Annotated in this window: 17 protein-coding genes; 13 read left to right on the forward strand and 4 right to left on the reverse strand. The window is 50.4% G+C overall.

Annotation, left to right across the window (positions count from 1 at the left end; genetic code table 11):
• The first annotated feature begins 202 nt into the window (after nt 1–202).
• Nucleotides 203–2,224: an N-acetylmuramoyl-L-alanine amidase gene (locus tag AB1757_08360; protein MEW6127037.1), complete on the forward strand. Its 2,022-nt coding sequence runs from the start codon at nt 203–205 to the stop codon at nt 2,222–2,224.
• A gap of 50 nt (nt 2,225–2,274) precedes the next feature.
• On the opposite strand, the gene AB1757_08365 is transcribed toward AB1757_08360, so the two are convergent.
• A complete protein-coding gene (locus AB1757_08365) occupies nt 2,275–3,390 on the reverse strand; it encodes a site-2 protease family protein (protein MEW6127038.1) in 1,116 nt (371 codons plus the stop codon).
• Between the two features lie 187 nt (nt 3,391–3,577).
• On the opposite strand from AB1757_08365, the gene AB1757_08370 reads away from it, so the two are divergent.
• The 12 genes from AB1757_08370 to AB1757_08425 all read left to right on the forward strand — a co-directional run bounded on the left by AB1757_08370 (nt 3,578) and on the right by AB1757_08425 (nt 20,421).
• Nucleotides 3,578–8,821 (forward strand): C25 family cysteine peptidase, encoded by a 5,244-nt coding sequence (locus AB1757_08370; protein MEW6127039.1) that lies wholly within the window; start codon nt 3,578–3,580, stop codon nt 8,819–8,821.
• An 89-nt stretch (nt 8,822–8,910) separates the two neighbouring features.
• The gene (locus tag AB1757_08375) at nt 8,911–10,581 is read left to right on the forward strand and encodes a tetratricopeptide repeat protein (protein ID MEW6127040.1); all 1,671 of its coding nucleotides are present in this window, start codon (nt 8,911–8,913) and stop codon (nt 10,579–10,581) included.
• A gap of 239 nt (nt 10,582–10,820) precedes the next feature.
• Nucleotides 10,821–11,798 carry a hypothetical protein gene (locus AB1757_08380; protein MEW6127041.1) on the forward strand — a complete coding sequence of 326 codons (978 nt, stop codon included), beginning with the start codon at nt 10,821–10,823 and terminating at the stop codon, nt 11,796–11,798.
• 157 nt (nt 11,799–11,955) lie between these two features.
• A complete protein-coding gene (gene rnc / locus AB1757_08385) occupies nt 11,956–12,924 on the forward strand; it encodes a ribonuclease III (protein MEW6127042.1) in 969 nt (322 codons plus the stop codon).
• Between the two features lie 15 nt (nt 12,925–12,939).
• Nucleotides 12,940–13,890 (forward strand): signal peptidase I, encoded by a 951-nt coding sequence (gene lepB, locus AB1757_08390; protein ID MEW6127043.1) that lies wholly within the window; start codon nt 12,940–12,942, stop codon nt 13,888–13,890.
• Between the two features lie 131 nt (nt 13,891–14,021).
• Nucleotides 14,022–14,441, forward strand: a complete 420-nt coding sequence (locus tag AB1757_08395) for a hypothetical protein (GenBank protein ID MEW6127044.1) — start codon at nt 14,022–14,024, stop codon at nt 14,439–14,441.
• 113 nt (nt 14,442–14,554) lie between these two features.
• Complete coding sequence (gene hrcA / locus AB1757_08400) at nt 14,555–15,616, forward strand: heat-inducible transcriptional repressor HrcA (GenBank protein ID MEW6127045.1); 1,062 nt, start codon at nt 14,555–14,557, stop codon at nt 15,614–15,616.
• Between the two features lie 55 nt (nt 15,617–15,671).
• Nucleotides 15,672–16,304 carry a nucleotide exchange factor GrpE gene (grpE, locus tag AB1757_08405; protein MEW6127046.1) on the forward strand — a complete coding sequence of 211 codons (633 nt, stop codon included), beginning with the start codon at nt 15,672–15,674 and terminating at the stop codon, nt 16,302–16,304.
• Between the two features lie 183 nt (nt 16,305–16,487).
• Nucleotides 16,488–18,359: a molecular chaperone DnaK gene (dnaK, locus tag AB1757_08410; GenBank protein MEW6127047.1), complete on the forward strand. Its 1,872-nt coding sequence runs from the start codon at nt 16,488–16,490 to the stop codon at nt 18,357–18,359.
• Nucleotides 18,360–18,449: 90 nt separating this feature from the next.
• On the forward strand, nt 18,450–19,559 hold the full coding sequence (gene dnaJ / locus AB1757_08415; protein MEW6127048.1) for a molecular chaperone DnaJ: 1,110 nt from the start codon (nt 18,450–18,452) through the stop codon (nt 19,557–19,559).
• A gap of 135 nt (nt 19,560–19,694) precedes the next feature.
• Nucleotides 19,695–19,946, forward strand: a complete 252-nt coding sequence (locus AB1757_08420) for a UPF0175 family protein (protein MEW6127049.1) — start codon at nt 19,695–19,697, stop codon at nt 19,944–19,946.
• Entirely contained in the window at nt 19,939–20,421 is a 483-nt protein-coding gene (locus AB1757_08425; GenBank protein ID MEW6127050.1) for a DUF3368 domain-containing protein, read from the forward strand. The genes AB1757_08420 and AB1757_08425 overlap by 8 nt, the downstream gene beginning before the upstream one ends.
• Before the next feature lies 1 nt (nt 20,422).
• Here the strand turns inward: AB1757_08425 and AB1757_08430 are convergent, their stop codons facing one another.
• From AB1757_08430 to AB1757_08440, 3 genes are read right to left on the reverse strand one after another with little or no spacing between them, the layout of a single operon-like run.
• Nucleotides 20,423–21,649: a DUF790 family protein gene (locus AB1757_08430; GenBank protein MEW6127051.1), complete on the reverse strand. Its 1,227-nt coding sequence runs from the start codon at nt 21,647–21,649 to the stop codon at nt 20,423–20,425.
• Nucleotides 21,646–22,086 (reverse strand): four helix bundle protein, encoded by a 441-nt coding sequence (locus AB1757_08435; protein MEW6127052.1) that lies wholly within the window; start codon nt 22,084–22,086, stop codon nt 21,646–21,648. Before AB1757_08435 ends, AB1757_08430 begins: the two co-directional genes overlap by 4 nt.
• Nucleotides 22,076–23,440 (reverse strand): DEAD/DEAH box helicase family protein, encoded by a 1,365-nt coding sequence (locus tag AB1757_08440; protein MEW6127053.1) that lies wholly within the window; start codon nt 23,438–23,440, stop codon nt 22,076–22,078. The genes AB1757_08435 and AB1757_08440 overlap by 11 nt, the downstream gene beginning before the upstream one ends.
• Nucleotides 23,441–23,503 lie beyond the last annotated feature (63 nt).

Consider the following 23,503-nt stretch of genomic DNA (forward strand, 5'->3'; position numbering starts at 1 on the left):
AATAAACCCGGTTGGGGGATTTGCGGGTCGTCAATTTCAGGTTAGCGGTATTGCAAATTTATATTTCGCGTTGGTCGTTGAAAAAATTTTTAGTATACTCGCTCAGTCGTTATAAACAGTTGCTTCGCTCACAAAAGACCAAGCAGTTTAGTTTTTAACTCGCCCCACGAGATTTGCGACGTGTCCCCGCCCATTTGAGCGTATGCGTCATTCTTTGCGTAGCAATTTAACTTTTCATTCACTCGTCCTGATACTGGTTTTCTGCCTGTCGGCGCGTCAGACCTTGAATGCTGCCGACCCCTCGAATGCGCTTTCAACCGCGCCGCGTTCACTTGCCGAAGAATTATTCATTCGCGCCAACGACACCAACAACGCTTTGCATGCGCGCCCGCTCGAAGAACGCAGCGCCGATGATTATCTGCGCACACTTGATTTATACAGTCAGGTCATTCGCCTCAACACCGACAATCATTTCTCTTCCGAATCGCTTACCAAACGCGCCGAATTGCTCAGAGAAATGGCTGATGTCAGAGGCGATTCGGCGCTCTATCAACAGGCGATTGAAGCCTTCCGGCAAATCGTCAAATCGCATCCGCACAGCGCCGCCGTGGGTGACGCGCTGATTAACATCGCCGAGATTTATGAAGAAAATCTGCAAGACCTCGACGGCGCGATTTCCGCCTATAAAGAGTTGGTCGACTATTTTCCATCGTCGGTGATGGCGCGTGAAGCGCGAGCGGTGATTGCGCGTTTTGAAATGCAACTGGCGAATCGCTCGGCAGATGTGGTTGCGGCAAATCATAAAGTCGATGCAGCAACGATTGCCGGCATCGCGCAACTGACGAACGTGCGCAATTTCAGTAGCAGTGATTATGCCCGCGTGGTGATTGATTTATCCAACAATGCGGAGTTCACGCCAACCCGTATCGGCAATAATAAAATCGCGATTAAATTACAGAATGCTCTGGTTGCGTCTTCACTATTTGGCAGACGCTTTATTGTTGGCAATGACAATCTGTTGAAGCGCATCACGGTTTACGAAGGCGAATCGGCAAACTCCGGTGTGCAAATCGAACTCGACGTCAACGAAGCCGCCGAGTTTTCAACCTTCAAATTATCCGAACCCGCCCGCATCATCGTTGATATTCACGCGGCAAATGCAACGACCAAATCGCAAACCATTATTGCGACAAACGAAAAGCCTGTGGTCGAAGATGTCACCACGCCAACCGCTAAAACATCTGAAGCGGATGCCACCAACAAACCGGTTGAAACAGCAATATCAGCGGCAAGTAAGCCTGTTGAGGCGACGATGAATCCTCAGCCTCCGAAAATCGAAGGCAGCAACACAATTGTCAAAGCCAATAAATCAACCGGCAGAGCGCCGGTCATGGCTTTGCCGGAAATCACCGAACCCATCGTTCCGCATACCGCAGGCGATGCCACCAACGCTAAACCCAATGCTGACGCGCAAGCCGGGGCGATTGCCGGGGCGGTTGATGCAAAAGTCGCAAGCGGCGTGGCGCTCAAATGTGTGGTGATTGATGCGGGGCACGGCGGACACGATACCGGCACCATCAGCCCGAACGGACTTCGCGAAAAAGATTTGACTCTTGATGTGGCGCGACGTTTGAAAGCTTACATCAAACGCAACTACCCGGACATTGATGTAGTGATGACCCGCGATGGCGATTATTTCGTCGCCCTCGAACAACGAACAGCGATTGCCAATGCCCGACACGCCGATTTATTCATTTCGGTTCATGCCAATTCAAGTCCCGCAAAAGCCGCATCGGGCGTTGAAACCTTTTTCGTCAATCCCGAAAAAGCCAAAGCGCAAGCCGAAAAACAAGAAGTCAATAATTCCGCTGTTGAAGCCAAACCGGCAGTCGCCAAAGCCGAAGACACGATTACCGCAAGCGTGGCGGTCGCTAATCGGGTTGCCGAATCACGCGAACTGGCGCGTTATATTCAATCAGGTTTGGTTCGTGGCATCGGCGCAGCCTCACCGCGTTCGGGAGCTAATCGCGGCGTCAAACACGCGGGATTTGTGGTATTGATGGGCGCGGCAATGCCGAGCGTTCTCGCGGAAGTCTCTTTTCTCTCGAATCCCAAAGATGAAGCATTACTGATGACCGGGCAATTCCGCGAACGCATCGCCGCTTCATTATTCGCAGGCTTGAATGCTTATTTGAAAAAGAATCGCGGCACAGATGCGAAGTGATACAGTGGTTTGGATATGACTTCCCGGTTTCATTAAAATTACTTGTTATCTCATGTGCTTTTCGCTTTGCGAATATCGCTCAGGCTTACATAACCGATAATCATGCCATTCGTATCAATCACCACGGCGCGACCGAATTTGTTGGCGGTTAAAATCGTATGCGCCTGTTGCAGATTGAGTTTGGCGCTGATGAACATCGAATCATCCACCGGGCGCATGCAATCTTTGGCTTCGAGTTTTTTCCATTCTTCTTCGGGCATGGATTTCAAATCTTCGAGCATCAACAGTCCGTGCAGACGTTTATCTCTGGCGACCGGAAAAATCGTATCGCGGTTGTTTTTCAACACGCTGTTGATGAAATCGACAACCTTCATTGCCGGGTCAATCAACATCACATCGCGATTCATGAAATCTTCGATGGTGCCGCGTTTCGCGCGAAAGACGCCGTAATTCTGCCCTTCGGAAGTCATCAACAACAGCGCGATGATGATGCCCATCGTCAAACAGGCAAGCCCCAACGCCTGGTCAATATTGAAAAAGAAATAGGCGAGTCCGTTGATGATTAACGAAAGGGCGATGACCAATCCGGCGCGCGCCGCTACCTGTGTGGCTTTGCGAAAATTTTTATTGAAGCGCCACACCATCGCCCGCAATACTCTGCCGCCATCAAGCGGCAAGCCGGGCAAGATATTAAAACCCGCAAGCACCCAATTAACTAAACCGAGATGACGAAACATCTGTTCGGCGACGCGCAAATCGTGCGGCAAAATCTGGGCGATGAGAAAAAATATTGTACCCAACAAAAAGCTGGCAGCGGGACCGACAATGGCGATTTTGAATTCCGCGCCGGGATTTGCCGGTTGTCCTTTGAGCGCCGCAAGCCCGCCAAAAATATAGAGCGTGATGCTGCCTGTGCCTAAGCCTTCGGCACGCGCCATCAAGGCGTGCGCCAGTTCGTGTCCCAAGACCGAGGCGAAAAGTAAGAAGGTGGTTAGAAATCCGAACAACCAGTATTGCGAAATCGGTAAACCCGGCGCTTCGCGTGGCAGCAGACTCGAAGCAATCGCCCAGGCATAAAACGGAATAACCGGAAGCCAGCTATAATGCGCAAATAGCGGTATGCCGAAAAGTTGTCCAAGTGATAGCGGTTTAGAAGGAAGCTTCATGGCTTTCAACCCTCAAGAATATTCGGGCGCTCAGGGAAAGTGTACAAGAGTTTGAGCGGGTTCGTCATTTAAGAATTGCCTGCTTGACCTGACAAAGACGCTTACATAATATTACCGCTGCTTTCAGTAAGTCCATTTAACAACTCTTGCAAAGATTGACATCCCGAAAGCAGGAAAATCGCGAACAATGAAATTCAATCGCATCGTTGCCTTTCTTTTTGTCTCTACGTTTGGTTTTGTCCTGATTCAGACACTGGCGATTTTGCCAGGCAGCGCAAATTATCCATACGGGCTTGCGAAATTGCCGCAATCTACCAACCAAATCCCCAAGCCCAATGCAACGACCGCAACCTTCGTGGTGAACTCAACAGGCGACGGCGCGGATGCCAACACCGCAGATGGAGTTTGCAATGATGGCGCGGGCAATTGCACCTTGCGCGCGGCAATTCAGCAGGCTAATGCCACGGCTGGCGCAGACACCATTCAATTTGCCATTGGCACCGGGGCACAGACGATTTCGCCTGTCTCAACTTTGCCGGCAATTACCGGCACGCTGACGATTGACGGCACAACTCAACCGGGGTTTGCCGGTAGTCCGATTATTGAAGTCAACGGCAATGGCATCGATCCAATTTTTGTTGCAAGCGGACTGTCAATCAATGCAACCGCCACCGGCAGCGTCGTCAAAGGGTTGGTCATCAACCGTTTTGCAGCTTATGGAATCGTCGTACAAGCGAGCAACTGTCGCGTTGAAGGCAATTTCATCGGCACCAATCTCGCGGGCACACTTGCCTCCCCCAACAGCGAATCGGGTGTGCTGTTAAGCGGCGCTTCCAACACGGTCATTGGCGGCACCACGACCGGAACCCGGAATGTCATTTCCGGGAATGGCAACAACGGCGTGTTGTTATTCGGGGCGACGACTTCTGCCAATCGCATCGAAGGGAATTTCATCGGCATCAATGCTACGGGAAATGCCATAGTTTCCAATGGTGGCGATGGGGTTTTAATTAGTTTTGATGCCCACGACAATATCGTTGGCGGCACGACAAGCGGCGCGCGCAATATTATTTCCGGCAATGCCAATGGGGTTCATATCGTAGCAGGCGCTTCTTCAACGCATCACAATCTTGTCCAGGGCAATTACATCGGCACCGACGTGACCGGCAGTTTCAGTTTGGGTAATCTATTCAGAGGCGTTGATATATTCGGCGGCAATAACAATACCATCGGCGGTACAGGCGCATCCCGCAATGTTATTTCCGGCAATAACCTTGAGGGTGTGATTATCAATCAACCGGATGCCACGGCAAACAAAATTCAAGGCAATTATATCGGTTTAGCGGCAAACGGTGTGTCGCCGCTTGGCAACCGAGTCGCAGGCGCGCAAATCCTTAATGGCGCACATGACAATCTCATTGGCGGCACAGGTGCAGGTGAAGGCAACATCATCGCGTTTAACGGCACGGCAACCACGACCAGCGCAGGCATATTCGTCAATGGTCACACCGCTGCGGCTCAAACCACCAATAATGCGATTTTGAACAACACATTTTTTTCCAACCTCGGACTTGCCATAGACCTTTGCGGCAGCGGCTCCTGCGCCAACCCCGATGGCGTTACCGCAAACGATTCGGGTGATGGTGACGCAGGAGCCAATGATGTGCAGAACTTCCCAATCCTCACATCAGCAAACACACTGGCGTCGGGAGACACCAATATTCAAGGTTCGCTCAACAGCACCGCCAGTACCAATTTTCGTCTGGAATTTTTCTACAGCAATTCGTGCGATGCATCCGGCAATGGCGAAGGGCAAAATTATCTCGGCTCAACCAACGTGACGACCAATGCTGCTGGCAACGTCAATTTCAATGCGACGTTTGCCACCTTGATTCCTCCCGGCAGTTCCGTGACCGCTACCGCGACGCGCATCAATGGCGCGGTTTTTGAAAGCACGTCGGAATTTTCTCCCTGTATCACTTCTCTGGGGCTTGCTGATTTGGCAATCACCATAAACGACTCGCCCGACCCTGTGAATGTCGGTTCGCAACTTGCGTATTCCATCACCGTCACCAACAACGGACCGTCAACGGCAAGCAACGTTGTGGTGACGGATAATCTGCCATCGACGCTCGTATTCACGAATTGTCAATCAACCAACGGCGGCGTCTGTGGCGGCACAGGCAACAATCGCACAGTGACGTTTGCCTCACTTGCGGCAAATACTTCGGCAACCATCACCATCAATGCGCTGGTGAATTGCGGCGTACTCAATAACACCTCCATCGGCAATACAGCCTCAGTCAGTTCATCAACGCCGGATAATTCCACTGCCAATAATCTGGCAACGGCGACCACCCTTGCGCTAAATCCGGGATTTAATATTTCTCCGACCAGCCAGGACTTCCCGCAAAACGGCGGGCAGGGAACGGTCGCAGTCACAGGACCAACGGGCTGTTCGTTCACGGCTGTGAGTAATGACGCCTGGATAACCATTCTTTCAATTAATGCCAGCGCCGTAAATTTCAGCGTCGCGGTCAACAATACGGGAATTAATCGCACCGGCACAATGACCATTGGCGGCAATACCTTCACAGTCAATCAATCGGGAACCCCTTGCACCTATACGTTGACGCCGACATCCGTCAACCTGAATAGCGAGGCGCAAAGCGGCAGCGTTGACCTCACCACCGGCAACGGCTGTTCGTGGAAAGTGGTCTCGCAGGATAGCTGGATAACCATCACTTCTGAGGCGGTGGGTTCAGGCAATGGCACTACGACTTTCACAGTTGAAGCCAATGCCACGGGAGCCACACGAATCGGAACCATCGAATTCATCACGCTTGGCTCTGCGAGTCCAACCGGCAGCGCGCCTGCACAAGTTGCGAATGAGGGGTTTACCATCACCCAGGCAGGCACGCCGACCGCCGCAAAATTAATCGCTTTTCAGGCGACGGCATATGATCAAGGAGTTTTACTGGACTGGCAATCCGGCGAAGAGATTAACAATCTCGGTTTCCACCTTTACCGCGAAACCGGCGGCAAATTGATTCGCATCACACCGGAAATCGTTGCCGGTTCGGCGCTCATTGTCGGAAGCGGAACGGCTTTACAGTCGGACAAAACTTATTTCTGGTGGGACAATTCAATGGCGGATTGCGGATTGCGAATGGTGAATTGTCAAGGTGTTGCTTATTGGCTTGAAGACATTGACCTCAACGGCAAACGCACTTTGCACGGGCCAGTCATACCGAAAATCGTTGGCGGACAACCGCCCGCAAGAACCCGCGCAGACCTGTTAAGTAAACTCGGAAAAGCCGAACCGCGAATTGTCACCTCAGTAATGACGGCTTCGGCAAATGCGCGCTCATCGGCTGTTGCGACAGCGACCGCCGATTGGAGTTTGCCGAATCAACCGGCAATGAAAATTGTCGTGCGCCAAGATGGCTGGTATCGCATTACGCAAACCGAACTGGCAAGCGCAGGTTTCAACGTCGCCATCAATCCGCGATTACTGCAACTCTACGTTGATGGCGAAGCGATACCGATGCGCGTCACGGGTGAACCAGACGGCGCTTTCAACCCGACCGATGCCGTTGAATTTTATGGCACGGCGCTCGATACCCCCGCGACCGACAAACGCATTTACTGGCTTACCACAGGCGCGCAACCGGGCAAGCGAATCTCTCAGATTGAAGCGCAAGCCAAACCGGGCGGCGCACAAAATTTCGCTTACACGGTTGAACGCAAAGACCGTGTGCTTTATTTCGCAGGACTTAAAAACGGCGAGCGTGAAAATTTCTTCGGCGTATTGATTTCACCTACGCCGGTTGAACAAACCCTCAATTTATTGCATCTCGATACGCAGGCAAAAGAGACGGCAACCATTGAAATCACCTTGCAGGGCGTCACCCACTTGCCGCATCTGGTTCGCGTGGCACTCAACAATCAAACACTCGGAACCATCGGCTTTGAGGGTCAGGCGCAAGGCGTCGGTCGATTCCAGGTTCCCGTTTCGCTGCTCAAAGAAGGCAGCAATCAACTCTCACTCGTCGCCGTCAGTGGAGCAAGCGATATTTGTCTTACGGACGCGCTTCGCATTACTTATCCGCGCCTTTATCAAGCCGACAATAATCTTTTGACCTTTACGATTGACGGCGCGTCAACCAATCAAACCGTCAGAGGATTTAATACCAATACGATTCATGTATTCGACATCACGAATGCAAACGCGCCGCAGGAATTTATCGGCAACATCGAACCAACCGCAGATGGGTACAGCGTCAGTATTCAGACCGACGGTTTAACCAATCGCACAATGCTTGCGCTCGCTGCTGATAAAGTGAAAAAGCCAGCGGCGCTCATTGCCAATAAACCGTCAAGTTTGCGCGGCGCAAATCACAGTGCTGATTTAGTCATCATCACTCAAAACGCATTTGTTGACACCCTTGCGCCGCTTGCTGCCTTGCGTAAACAACAGGGCTACAGTGTTGAAATCATCACCGTTGAAGACATCTATGATGAATTCAGTTTCGGTCATAAAGAACCCCGCGCCATCAAAGATTTTCTCGCCGCAACCAAAGTGAATTGGAAGCGCGCGCCGCGTTTCGTTCTGTTGGTCGGTGATGCAAGCTATGACCGGCGCGATTATTTAGGATTAGGTGATTTCGATTTCGTGCCGACCGAACTCATTGACACACAATTCATGGAGACCGCGAGCGACGATTGGTTGGTTGATTTCAATGATGACGGGTTGCCGGAAATGTTCGTCGGGCGGTTGCCTGTGCGCACGGCTGCGGAAGCGACAACGGTTGTCAACAAACTGGTCAACTACGATTCGACAACCGCCAAAGCCGTAAAAGAGAAACTGGCGTTGTTGGTTGCCGATAAAAACGACGGCTACGATTTTGAATCGGCAAGCAGCAGTTTACGCGGTTTGTTGCCGGTTGATTTTTCCATTCAGGAAATTTTGCGTGGACGCACAACCGATAGCGCCGCAAAACAACAATTGCTTGCCGGGTTCAATCGCGGCGCGGCTGTTGTAAATTATCTCGGTCACGGTTCGACCAATTCCTGGCGCAATCTGTTCAACAATGAAGATGTACAACAACTGACGAATCAAGCTAATCCGTCATTCGTTGTGGCAATGAGTTGTTTGATTGGCTATTTCCCGCATCCGAGTACAGAAAGCCTCGGCGAACGGTTGTTAAATTATGAACGCGGCGGCGCGATTGCGGTGTGGGCTTCGTCAAGCGCCACAGAACCCGCCGAACAGGCAAAGATGAATCGGGAACTTTTCCACTTGCTATTCGGCTCAAAAACTAAATTGACTTTGGGCGAGGCGGTTGCCGGGGCGAAAGCCGCAACCCCAAATCGCGATATACGACGAACCTGGGTGTTGCTTGGCGACCCAAGCATGCGTTTGAAGTAAAGTTCACAGGTTGTAATTGAATGCGACCGGATAAAAACCACGAAGACGCAAAGAACACTAAAGCTCACCAAGGTGCTTCGTGTACCTTGGTGAGCTTTGCATCTTTGTGGCAAAAGCGTTTTCGTTCTCTGTTCGTCAACAATCATTTCAGCAACAAAAAATTGCTGCTCATCAGCCTCTTGCTTCCTGCAATATTATTTACCGGTTTTTCTCTCAAAAATTTTCACAACGCGGCGGCAGCGGATTTACTGAACCTGGAAGCGACCCTTGAAGACTCGAAAGCGGCGCGGGCGCGATTTGATTTTGTCGAAGCGTTGCAGCTTTTAGAAACCGCTTCACGCTTTCATAAACCTGCTGTTGAATTATTCAACGAATATGGCAATCTTTACCTTGATGCAGAAGAACCCGACCGCGCCGAAATCTTTTTCAACAAAGCTTTGAAAATTAATCCGTCGAACGAAGCCGCGCTCATCGGTCGCGCCGCGGTTGATTTAATGCGCCGCGATTACAACAATGCGGAAACCTATTTGCTCAATTTGCTTTCCGCAAACAAACAAAGTCTGACGGCGCGAACCGCACTTGCAAAAGTTTTTCTCGACAGCAATCAACTCGACAAAGCCGCTACGGAAGCCGAGCGGGTTCTCGCCGTTGACGCGAATAACAAAGACGCGCTCTACATTCTCGCTTTCGTCAAAGCCACCGGCGGCGAAGCCAAAGAAGCGCGGGCAATGGCGCGGCGGGCGCTCGAACTCGACCCTTTCAATCCCAACCTGCGTCGTTTGCTTTCACAATACGTTGATGGTCGCGCGGGTTATACGCAACGGGTTTCACGCGCCGCGCAGGAACGCTTTGAAACGGGGCGGGCGTTGAAACAGGCAGGAAATTTTACGGAAGCCGAGAAAGTTTTTGAACAGGCATTAAAACTTGAGCCGCTCTATTATCGCGCGTTGATTGCGCTCGGTGATATGCATTTGCGACGTGGCGCGTATGAACAGGCAATGAAACTCGCGCAAAAGGCGCTCACAGTTGACGGCGAAGGCGCAAGCGCGCATTTGATTTTCTGCTATGCGGTGATTGGCATGCGCGAAGCGTCGCGCATTGCCATTGGCGCAAGCGATTTCGCGAAAGCTTTTTTCAAACAACCCGCGCCGCCGAAATTTGCGCTGACGGCGGAAATTTTTCCGAACTATAAAAACTTAAACGCCAGAGAGCAGATAGTGATTGACGGGGCGGTCGCCCCGCTTGCACATTTTCTGCCGACGCTTGCTGCTAAAAAAGCGCGGCATTATTTAATTGCTTTTGATGAACGCGCCAGCGACATTCGCGGCGTTGAAGATGTCGAACGCGAACGCACCTTTGACGGGCGCTTCTTTGCGAGTCTTCGCGGGGTTGGCGGGCGGGTGACGGTTTCAGGAATTGAATATATCGAGATGGCTGCACGCGCAGGCTTTCATACCATCGCGCACGAATTCGCCCACCAAGTGCAGATGCTGGCGATGGAGCGCGCGGATTTAAACCGGCTGCGCAAGCTTTATCAAACGGCAGTGCGCGAAGGTCGCGCGCTGGATTATTACGCCGAATCGGACGAGTTGGAATATTTCGCGCAAGGATATGAAGCGTTCATTGCCGAAATCAAACGCCCGGCGACCGGCATGACGGCAAGACACACGCGACAGGAACTCATCGCGCGCGACCCCGATTTGTATGGTTTTATCGAAGGTTTAACGCGGCGCGAGCAACCGGCGCGAGCGCTGAATTGAGCGACTAATTTGTAAAGAATTGCGGGAGAGTAAAAGCAAATCTTGACAAAGAATCTTGGGGCGTGTGATTATCGCATTTGGAGCTTTTCCCCTGTAGATAGCAACCTTATTTATCATCCGGTGCATCAATGAGGTTGCTTGAATTCAGCACAAAAAATTAAAAAAGCTACGAAGCGTGCGCGGCAAGCGTCGTTGCAGGCACGCAAATATGAAATTCACCTATAAAGGAGTATTACTTCATGAAAAAGTTCACCACGTTGATGGCCGCGCTCGTGATGATGTTGGCGCTGGCAGTGCCTTATGTCGCCGCGCAGGAACAACCGCAAAAACCAAGAGATGAAGCCGCTGTTTATGCTGAGTGGTACAACGCTTATTATAAAGAGAAAGATTTAACGAAAACCTATACGTTAGCCAAAGAGTTGATCGACAAATTCCCGGGTGGGAAATACGATTCTTATGCGAAGAAATCCAGAACTGACATTCGCGCCAAATGGTTCAATGATGCCAAGGCAGCAAACAATGTCGGCGAAGAGATTCGCATCGCCAAAGAAGAGTTTGCAGAAAACGGCGACAACCTGAACTACCTTCACCTGCTCATCGTTGATATACGCACCAATGAAATGGAAAAAAAGAATTATGCACATGGTGCAGACCTGGTAGAGTTCGTCCAAAAAGCCAATAAAATAATTGAAGAGGGCAAGACCTCTGAATTGGTGCCAGCCGACAAATCGAAAGTGTTCAGCGCCTACTATTACCAGAGTCACGCAATGGTTGAAGGGAATAACAAAAATAGTGACAAAGCTCTTGAGTTGTATAAAAAATCCTCTTCGATTGACCCTGCGACCACCATTCTAAACGCGCAAAACAATCTGGCAATCGGCGTGATTTACAACGACCGGTTCCAGGCGGCATCGGATGAGTTCGATAAATTATCGGAAGATATCAAAAAAGATGCAGAGAATCCGACGACCAAAGCGGCGCTTGAAAAACTGAACTCGGTTGCTGACCTGGCGCTGGATGCCTGGGCAAGATTTCTGGTTAATAATGATAGTTCAAAATGGGGACAAGTCCGTACCAACGTGGAGAACCGTGTAAAAGACCTCTACAAATTCCGTCACGAAGAAAAGTTGGATGGATTCGATGAATGGCTTGCCAAGTACAAAACCGGCACCGCTGCTAATGGCGCGCCAAGCAACGGCTCGTCAGGCTCAAACTAATCGGTATTGGTAAATTTCAGGATGATTTTCAAGCCGATGCTCTCAGCTTTCAAGGGCGTCGGCTTTTGCTTTTTGTTTGCTGATGCGCTGCCACTCCATAAAGCCTCTGTGGTATAGTACAGGTTGGCAAGTCACACAAGGCTTGCTTCCAGGCGTTATGATTTCGGTTGAACGCGAAAAATTATTATCTGAACTTGAGCAAATCATCGGCTATTCGTTCCGCTCGCGGGCGCTTTTAGATCGCGCTCTGACTCACCGCTCATTTGCCAACGAACAGGTCAATCAAAACTGTCAGCACAATGAATCGCTGGAATTTCTTGGCGATTCGGTGCTTGGTTTAGTTGTCAGCGCCTGGCTACTACACCGCAACCCGACGCTTGCCGAAGGCAAACTCTCGAAAATGAAAGCCTACCTGGTGAGCGAACCGAGCCTCGTTGAACTCGCGGATAATATCGAACTCGGCAAATACATTTTGCTCAATCGCGGCGAAGAAAAGACTGGCGGACGCCGCAAAAGCACGCTGCTTGCCGACGCTTACGAAGCTTTGATTGGCGCGGTTTACCTGGACGGCGGACTCATAGCGGCAGAGAAATTTTTATTTCGCGAAATGCGCGATAAAGTCGCAGCCATCGACCCGCATTCGATGATCGGTTCCGATTACAAATCGGCATTGCAGGAACAGCTACAGGCGATGGGCGCGCCCGCGCCGAAATATGTGGTCGTCGAAACCATCGGACCTGACCATCGCCGCACCTTTCGCATCGAACTGCGCGTGTCGGGTTATGCGTTGGCGAGCGGCGAAGGGCGCAGTATTAAAATTGCTCAACAGGAAGCCGCGCAGACCGCGCTCACTTCGCCCGATACCGTTCCGAAAGTGCGCGCCATTCTCGCCGGTAAATTCGAGGCATATATCTCCATCAACGGTAAAAACCAGCCTGTGGAAGAAGAATCGGTCTGGGCATTTGTGGCGCTGGTTGATGAACTTGCCAACACCCCTGCCGAAAACAATGGTAATGCAGCGACCTTTCGATATTTCAATTATGACGAATCAATATTCGTGTCTGATGGTGAGTCGAGCGCGAAAAATGTTATCGTTGATGATGAATTGAAGAGTTATAAAAATTAATTCAGGATAAAGGTTATGAGTGATAATCTGGACGTGGAATCAAAAGACTCCGTAGCGCAAATCGAACCGCCAAGCGTTCGTGAAGTTGATGTTGAAGAGTATCAGGAATTAAAAAAGCAAGTTACAGCTAAAGAAAAGCCCGCTGAGCCAACCTTTCATAAAAGTGTTTTCCGGGAATATTTTGAATCGGCAGTGGTCACCCTGGTTATGGCATTGTTTGGCATGACCTTCATTTTACAAGCCGTCAAGGTGCCGACCGGTTCGATGAAAAACACCATCTGGGTGCAAGACCATATGCTGGTCAACAAATATATTTTCGGGGCATCGGATTTTTTCAATCTGCCGATTCTGCCATCGCGTCAGGTGAGGCGCGGCGACATTACGGTTTTCAAATATCCGCTCGAACCGGAAACCAACTACATCAAACGGGTGATTGGCCTTCCGGGTGAAACCATCGAATTCGACGCAGAGAAACGCAAAGTCTATATCAATGGGCAGGAACTGCCTGAGCGTCGCGCATTCGTTGCGCCCACCATCGATCAGGGGGCGTCGCTTGAAGTTTTATCGGAAGAAAGTGCGCCGGCGGGAGCCGAGTGGACGGTCTATTACGTCGAAGAAGATTCCTATTACAGTTTCAGAGAAACCGCCAACTATGGCGTCAGGCAACCTTATAAAATTCCGGTTAAAGGCGATGCCGTACCGGATGAAATCAAAAACGACCAGAAACTCAGAAAAATTTACGACAACGACAATGACGGCAAATACGATAGCGACCAGTATTTCTGCATGGGCGACAACCGCGATGACAGCCAGGACAGCCGCTTTTGGGGAACCGTGCCGCGTTCCAATATCGTGGGTCGCGCCATGTTCGTTTACTGGTCGTTAGATAAAACCGAAGAGGCTGAACACACGAAAAACATCTTTCAACGCTCGCGTTGGTGGCGCACCGGAACCCTGGTTAAGTAGTTGAGCGTTTTATCAGGCATCCCGGCAATCGTCAAAAAGCGATTCGGTTGATGGCTTTTAAAATCGCGTGTAAAAATTATCATTCAGGCAGGCTCGTCAACCTGCCTTTCGTTTTTATGCAGAACAAGCGAATGCAAGATTTTTCGGAAGAGCAAGCCACACCACTGGCACCCACATTGATTGAAGCGCAACACCTCGAAAAAGAGATTGCCGAGTTGCGCAATCAAATCAGCGAGTTGGCTTTGCAGGTGGATGCCTTCAAAGCGCGTAAAGGCGGGGCAGTGGGCGGCGCAATCTTTCTGCTTCTGCTTGCCGCCATCGCGACTTACGATTTATTGAATGGCAAAACCGGCGTCTGGTTAAGCGTCGGAATAACCCCGGCACTATTGCAATTTCTTGCGGTTGCCTTTGCCGTCATCGGGTTCGCTTTACTGGCTTATGCGTGGATTAGCGAACGCCGCCGCGGCGAATTACCGGAAGCCAAACTGGCAAAACTTGAAGACGAATTGGAGAGGTTGTTAATTCGCCAGGCGGCTCTGGAAGCGAATTAAAATGGCGATTTTTTGCGAGGCTTGGCGCGCAATGCCAATCATTGACACGAATTTGCCTTGATGCTACTTTAGGTTTGGCACCCTAATTTGCCCGAACCTTCCGTGATGTACACATGAGAAAAAGCGGTTTCACGATAGACGAAAGAAAAAACGAAGTGCTGGCGGCGATTGTCAAAGCTCACGTCACCACAGGACAACCTGTCGGTTCATTCGCGCTCGCCAGACAGTCGAGCGAACGTTTATCGTCCGCCACCATGCGCAACATCTGCGCCGAACTCGAAGAGGAAGGTTTGCTATCACACCCGCATACCTCTGCCGGACGCATTCCGACTCAGCAGGGTTATCGTTACTATGTCGACCACCTGATGAGTTCAACCATGCTTTCGCCATCGGAAAGAGATTTAATCAACGACCGTTTATTGGACGATGAGATTTTGCAAAATCCCGAACTGATGATGGAACGCGCCAGTCAATTGCTTTCCGAATTATCGGATAATGTCGGCATTGTGGTGCCGCCGGCGATTTCGCAAGACCGCCTGCATCACATTGAATTCGTCAAATTGCCGGATAAACGGGTGCTGGTCATTACCGCTTCAAATTTAGGGCGCGTACAGGATCGCTTGATTCGTTTTGACGAAGATTTTTCGCAAAATGATTTGAATACCACGGCGCGTTATTTACTGGAAAATTTTCATGGCTGGTCGCTTGCCGAAATTCGCGATGAACTGTTGCGGCGCATGACCGAAGAAAAAGCCCTGTACGATAAGCTGCTGAGAAACGCGGTGGTGCTTTGCAGCCAGAGTTTACAGGACGGCGATCAACCCGATGTGTTCATCGAAGGCGCATCGAGCATTATCACTAAACCGGATTTTGCCGATGTCGAACGGATGCGCGTTTTATTTAAAATGTTCGAGCAAAAAGGGCGCATTGTGAAAATGCTCAATAGCTGTATAGCCGGCGCAAGGTTCGATGTGGCGACGGTGCGCATCGGCAGCGAAAACGGTTTGGATTTACATGATTGCGCGGTGATTGCTTCGCCCTATTTTTATGGCAGCGGCACGGCGTCCGGGAGCATCGGCGTGGTCGGACCCACACGCGTTGATTACGATAGAGTGGTGAGCATCGTAACCTATATCGCCAATTTATTCGGGCGGGTACTGAATGAAAATATTTAAATAATTATTTTTCTGGTTTTTAATACTAACGTAAAAGGAATCTTTAAAAATCGAAATGAGTAAAGAAAAAAAGAAGCCGGAAGCTAAAGATGATGACATTTCCATTGAGATTATCAGTGATTACGACGAGGAAGAGTTAGCCAAAGCCGAAGGCGCAAAAGCCAAAAAGGATTTGAATAAAGGGTATGAGGTCGCCTTTGCGGCGCTGCAATCTCAAGTTGACGAGTTAACCAAACAGCTTGAGCAGAGCAAAGCGGAAACCGCGTCGTTGACTGACCAGTTGTTGCGCAAGCAGGCGGAATTTGATAATTACCGCAAGCGCATTGAACGTGAGCGTTCGGAATTTTATCAACATGGACGCCGCGAAGTGTTGTTGCAGATGCTATCCGTACTCGATAATTTTGAGCGCGCCATGTCAAGCGCCACCCGTTCGGATGAAGGCAGCGCCCTGCTTCAGGGTATCGAATTAATTTACAAACAATTCAAAGATGCGCTTGCGAAATTCGGGGTTGCGCCCATTGATGCCGTCGGTCAGGTCTTTGACCCGCACCTTCACGAAGCCGTGACCATCGAACAGACTGCCGACCACGAAGCCAATACGATTATTGCGGAATTTCAAAAAGGCTATAAACTGGGCGACCAGTTGTTGCGCCCTTCACAGGTGAAAGTCGCAGCCTCCGTTGAATGATTTTTTTGGGGAAGGAATAGTGCAATTTAACTATTCCTTCCCGCCTGGATTCATGTTTTAATCTACAAGCGAAAAGAATTATCCCCGCTCCTTAAAAAAATTTAACCAGCCCCTAGATGCGTTTACTGACCCCCGGTGTAGTTCCCTACTGAAGAAAAACTGCATAAAAAAGAGGTATCCGTTATGGGTAAGGTGATAGGAATTGACTTAGGCACCACGAATTCCTGCGTAGCGATTCTCGAAGGTGGCGTAACCCAAATCATTCCCAATAAAGAAGGCGGTCGCACAACCCCATCGGTTGTCGCATTCACTGAAAAGGGCGAACGATTGATCGGACAGATTGCCAAACGTCAGGCAATCACCAACGCGGCAAATACGATTTACGCAATCAAACGGTTAATGGGGCGCAAGTTCAAATCCAACGAAGCGCAACGCGCCGTGCAATCCGTGCCATATGAAATAACCGAAGCGCCAAACGGCGATTGCCGTGTGCGTGTGCGTGGTCGCGATTATTCACCGCCTGAAATCTCTTCGATTCTCCTGCAACGATTGAAACAATCGGCAGAAGAATTTTTAGGCGAAGAAGTAACCGAAGCCATCATCACCGTTCCTGCCTATTTCGATGATATTCAACGCCAGGCAACCAAAGATGCAGGGAAAATCGCCGGACTCAATGTCCAGCGCATCTTAAACGAACCGACGGCGGCGGCGCTCGCTTACGGACTCAACAAACAAGAGCATGAAAAAATCGCGGTCTACGATTTGGGCGGCGGCACTTTTGATATTTCGATTATGGAAATGTCTGACGGGGTGTTTGAAGTGCTGTCAACTTGCGGCGATTCGTTTTTAGGCGGCGAAGATTTTGACCAGCGCATCGTTGACTGGATGATTGAAACCTTCCAACAGGAAACCAATATCGATTTGCGTTCCGACCGTCTGGCTTTGCAGCGACTCAAAGAAGCCGCTGAACGCGCCAAATGCGAACTTTCGACGGCGCTGGAATCACAACTCAATTTGCCGTTTATCGCTGCCGATTCGACCGGACCGAAACATTTCAACAAATCTCTGACCCGCACACAATTTGAAGAACTGGTCAAAGATTTGGTCGAGCAGACGGTCGAACCTTGCAATAAAGCGTTGAAAGACGCCAAGGTCAAAGCCGAAGACATCACCAAAGTTTTACTGGTCGGCGGGCAAACCCGCTCACCGATTATCATTCAACGTGTACGGGAAATTTTTAACCGTGAACCGTCGATTGAAATTAATCCTGACGAAGTCGTCGCTATCGGCGCTTCGATTCAAGCGGGCGTGCTTTCCGGTCAGGTCAAAGACCTCATCCTCTTGGACGTCATACCGCTCAGCCTGGGTATCGAAACCCGTGGCGGACTGTTTACCAAAATCCTTGACCGCAACTCGACGATTCCGACCAAGAAGAGTTTGATCTTCACCACGGTTGCCGATAACCAACAGGTGGTCGAAGTCCATGTCCTGCAAGGTGAACGCGAAATCGCCGCGGGCAATCGCAGCCTCGGCAAATTCGAGATGGTCGGCATTCCGCCCGCGCCGCGTGGCGTGCCGCAAATCGAAGTCACCTTTGAAGTGGATGCCGACGGCATTACCTCGGTCGCAGCGACGGACAAAATGACCGGACAGGAACAAGCCATGAAGATTACCCCTTCATCGGGTCTTTCGGCTTCCGAGATTTACGATTTGATTGAAGAAGCGCAGCGCAATGCCGATAACGACCGTCGCATGAAGGAAGTCATCCTGGCGCGCAATCGTCTGGAAGGCTTGTTGCAAAATACTATCCGTTCATTCCAGGAATTCGGCTATATGCTGTCGGGTTCCGACCAGGAAACCGCGCGCCGCACGATTGATGAAGCGCGTGAAGCAGCGTTGATGGACGATGCTTCGAGTATTCGCTTTGCGCTCGAAGAACTCGAAAACGTCGCCAAGATGATCACCGATGCGATGTTTCGTCCGACCTCTGTGGTGCCCGACGCCGAAGCCAACATTACTGAAGACGCGGTCGCACCCCTATCTGAATTGAGTTAGTTTTTGCTATACTTGGTTTTCTTTATGTCGGCTCTTGTTCAGCATTGAGTAGGAGCCGACAAAAATATTACAAACAAAGGTTTAAGAAAATTGAGTAGCAAACGAGATTATTATGAAGTCCTTGGCGTGACCCGCAGTGCCACCGACCAGGAATTAAAACAAGCTTATCGCAAACTCGCTGTCCAGTATCACCCGGACAAAAATCAGGGCAATAAAGAAGCCGAAGAAAAATTCAAAGAGATCAACGAAGCCTATCAGGTTTTATCTTCGCCGGATTTGCGCGCCCGTTATGACCGCCTGGGGCACGCGGGCGTCGGTTCCAGCGCCGCCGGTGCGGGCGCAGGTTTTGAAGGCTTTCCGGGCTTTGAAGACATCCTCGGCGACCTCTTCGGCTTTGGCGATATTTTCGGTTCGCGCGGTCGCCGCGCCGGACCGCGACGCGGTTCCGATTTGCGTTACGATATTGAAATCTCGCTCGAAGAAGCTTACGCCGGATTGCAAACCAAAATCCGCATTCCAAGACTTGAAGCCTGCGAACCCTGTAGCGGCACGGGCGCAGCGCCGGGTTCGTCGCCTGAGCGGTGTACGACCTGTGGCGGCAGAGGTCAGGTCACCCGTCAACAGGGCTTCTTTTCCGTGAGTCGCACCTGCGGCAGTTGTCGCGGCACCGGCAAAGTCATCCGCGAAGTCTGCAAAGAATGTCGTGGCGAAGGGCGCGTCGAACGCCATAAAACCTTAGAGGTGAAAATTCCTGCGGGCGTCGATACCGGTTCGCGCCTCAGGATGTCCGGCGAAGGCGAAGCCGGAGAGATGGGCGGACCTCCGGGCGATTTGTATGTGATGATTCATGTCAAACGTCACAAACTGTTCGAGCGCCACGATGAAAATCTGAGTTGCGAATACAACCTCTCGTTCACACAGGCGGCGCTTGGCGCAGAAGTTACGGTGCCGACTTTGGATGGTGAAGAGAAATTAAAAATTCCCGAAGGCACCCAGACCGGCTCAACTTTCAAAATCAAACATAAAGGCATGCCGGTGCTTGGCGGGCGCGGGCGCGGCGATTTATTCGTGCGGGTTCACGTGGTCACGCCGACAAGCTTAACGAAAGAACAACGCCGTTTGCTCGAAGAATTCGCCAAACTTGATGGCAACGATAAGCCCGACGATAAAGGCATCTTCAATAAAATTTTCGGCAGTTGATTGTTAAGACGCATTCTGTTGATTAAAACCGGAAGCCTTGCGTAGTTTCCCATCGACTTGCCTGGTCGGCATTGACATCAACTGGCGGTTGGGTGAGGATGACGGTAAGCCCGAAAAATTTGGAGGCGATTGACCATGACAGAAATCATCTTGCGAATCCCCGAAGAAGCTTTAGCGGCGCTCAACCTGTCACCTACGGAAACCGCTGATGAATTACGCTTTGCGGCGGCGGTAAAACTTTATGAACTTGGACGATTATCATCAGGCGCAGCAGCGGCAATTGCAGGTGTTCCGCGCGCGGTTTTTCTAAGCAAATTGGCTGATTACGGGGTCACGACTTTTAAACTAACCGAAGAAGAATTACTTGAGGATTTGGCACGTGCCTGATGTGATCAGCGACACCTCGCCCTTGCAGTATCTTTATCAAACCAATTTGCTTGATTTGCTACCGACGCTATATCAGAAAGTTTTAATTCCACAAGCTGTATTTGACGAATTAGAGGTTGGGCGCATTCATAATATAAATCTTCCAGATGTTGCACAGTTATCCTGGATAGAAATACATCAGGTAAACATCTCGCCGCAGTTAATATTTGCTGTCGACCTTGGTTTAGGAGAACGAGAAGTTTTAAGTTTGGCAACTCAGGTGTCACACTCGCTTGCGTTGCTAGATGATGCGTTGGCAAGACAACACGCTAAACTTTTGAATATCCCCTTTACCGGCACCTTGGGCGTTTTATTACGAGCAAAAAAAGAAGGGCATTTAAATTTAATAGCACCTGTCTTAAATCAACTCGACAACTTGCGGTTTCGGTTAGACGTGAAAACCCATAATGCGGTGTTGAAGATTGCGGGTGAATAAATCAGAAACTTTGCAAAACCCCTAACACATCTTTCGCACTCACGCTGGTTTTACACATCAACACATTCGCGGGAAGATTCGTCGGAGCGTCGCGGCTGCCGCGCAGGTCTTCGGAAATGATTAAAATAAAATTGGTGAATCGTCCGCGCTCGAATTCTTCCAGACGCTCTTTCAAATAACGCGGCGTCCAAAAACCCAGCACTTCAAGATAGATTTTTCGCCCGTCGCCACTGGTCAAAACGAAATCCGGCACAAATGCCGACTCGCCTAAATCAATCACTTCACGACACTGTGCAAGTTGCCAATCACTTGCAGCTTTCGCCCAACTCGCTTTTAACTTTTCGGCGATTTGATTTTCAAACATCGGCACCTGCAATCGATTGGAACTGAGCCGAGTGTCATCGCCTGCCAGTTCATAAAACAGCGTGCCGCCGAATTTCGATTCAATTTCGGCGCGCATTTGCCAACCTGTGCACAGCAGTAGCGACGGCAAAAAGACCGCCATCTGAATGCCGTATTTTTGCGAGCGATGAAACATCGCCACGGGTCCCGTAAGTTTAACCGCGTAACCGCGCGCCGCAGTTCCGGAAATCGAATGAATCAGGCGATGCGCTTTGATGGCTTCAAAGAGTTGCCTATACCCTGCCGCATCTTGCGGCTCAATCCACAACCGCATCTCCACCGAGCGATAGAGCAATGCCTGCGCCTGCGCCAGATTGTATGCGTCAATCAATTCCTCAGCCGCTGGTTCATCGAAATCCATCAAGCGTTGATTGGCAGGCAAGTCTGCGTAAAGGTGTTCAATCAATTCATCGGCTGCAATCTGTAACTGCGCTGCGACTTCATTGATGATTTGTTCGCGCGACTGAGTTGAAGTGACGGGATGCGAGGCGCGCGCGCTGGTAAATAATTTCTGACGAATTTCGGTTGGTTCAATCGCCAGCGAAGTTTCAAACACGCATCTATCCAGCAAAAGCTTAATCAAGCCGCGCAAAATTTTGTAATCGGTTCCGGTGCCGACATAATCCTGCAACGCTTCATCGAGTTCGCCGCGACGCGCGTTCACATTCTGAGCGACAATGGCAATCAGGTCGCTGGCAATTTGCAGATAGTTTTTATCGGTCGGCGCAATGTAATGCGGTTCGATGCGTTTGCCGCGTCGGCGGCTGATGGCTAAATCGGCTGTCAGCATAAAAGTCCAGCGAGTCTTGCCAGTCTGGCGAGTCAATGAGAAATTCCGCGAAGATGTTGTGAGAGCGCCATTATCATCCGAGAAATCTCTTCGAGCAAATCGTACAACTTTGAAAAACACTCTTGATTAATGTAACGCTGGTCAAGCGCCACATATAGATGCGATTGAACTTCTTCTACGGAACCGCGAGACATATTCAGAAAGTTAGCAAACTCTTTATCTGAGCGTCGCCCATGACCTTCTGCAATGTTTGCCATGATTGAAACACTTGCACGCCGAATTTGATCTCGCAATCCAAAATCCATAGCAAATTCCTTTTCTTTTGAAATTGCATAAACGATAAGTGTTACTTCGCGCGCTTTCTGCCAAGTTTTTATCTCTTCAAACTTTTGAAGGTCGGCATAAGTTCCTCCATTCTCGCAAGACTGTGAGCGTAGCGAACCGCTGGACTCGCAAGACTCGCTAGACTTCACTTCGTCTTCGGCTGATGCCCTCTTCCGAAGTTTCGGCAGTGACGACTTCATACAGCACGGCTTCTTTTTCCGGCTGTTTGCGAAGGATTCTCCCCAACCGTTGAATGTGTTCGCGTGATGAACCGGTGCCGGAAAGCACGATGGCAACCGAAGCGTCGGGAATGTTCACCCCTTCGTTCAACACCCGCGACGTTGCCAGCGCCAGCACCTCGCCTCGATTAAACAGTTCAAGCCACAATCGGCGCTCTTTAATCGGTGTTTCGTGGGTGATGGCGGGAATCAAAAATTGTTTCGAGATGCGATAGACCATTTCGTTTTCGGCGGTAAAAATCAAAACTTTTTCGCGACGATGACGGTGCAAGAGTTCAGCTAAAACTTTGAGTTTCGCATCAGTGCCCAGCGCGATGCGTTTCGATTCGCGATATGCAAGCATGGCGCGGCGACCTTCCTGGGAGCGGGCGCTGGCGATTAAAAATAATTTCCAACCTTGCGGGCTGCGCATATTGATTTGCTGAGTGTGCAAAAAGCCGCGAAAAATCAGGCGCGCTTCGTCGTAACGCGCCCGTTCTTCATCCGTGAGATGCACAAAAATCTGCGCCATCGAATAATCGGCGAGGTATTCACCGGCGAGTTCCCGCGCCTCTTTGCGATAGATAATCGGGCCAATCAAATCTTCAAGCATGGTGTCTGCGCCGTCGCTTCGTTCAGGAGTTGCCGTGAGTCCCAAGCGAAACGGCGCAATCGCCATCTCTGCCGCGTAACGAAAAACGCTGCCGGGCAGGTGATGGCATTCGTCGAAAATGATTAAGCCGAACTCGTTGCCTTTGTCTTCCATAAAGCGAAAAGCCGATGAATAAGTGGTCACGATAATTGCGCCGCGCTCAAAATAGCCGCCGCCAATCAGCCCGATTTCCGCTTGAAAGCTGGCAAGCAGAAGGTCGTACCATTGATTCATCAAATCAAGTGTGGGCACGATAACCAATGTCGAACGCCCGGTGATTTCGATTGCCATCTGCGCTAAAAAACTTTTACCCGCGCCGGTCGGCAAAATCACCACGCCGCGCCGCCCGCGCGTTTGCCACATTTCTAAGGCTTCTTGTTGATAAGGTCGCGGTTCAACTAAAAGGTTAGCCTTGAAATCGAATTCAAAATATTTGCGGGCATTATCCTGATGCGGGACTTTGTGGCGAACGAGTTCAGCGATGATTTGCCGGTAAGCGAGCGCCGGCGCGCGCCAACGTCGCACCCGTTCATCCCATTTGAAGGCATCGGGCACTTGCGCCGTCTGGTCTGCGCCATCAATGAGTAACGTTCCGGCGTCGAATTCGATAATGAGTTCCGGTTGTTGATTCACGAGTGATGATTATAGCAATTGATTGATTGATGCGACGAAAGATGGGCGAGTTGAATTTAAGAT

This window comes from Acidobacteriota bacterium (assembly GCA_040754075.1).
GTDB lineage: Bacteria > Acidobacteriota > Blastocatellia > UBA7656 > UBA7656 > JBFMDH01.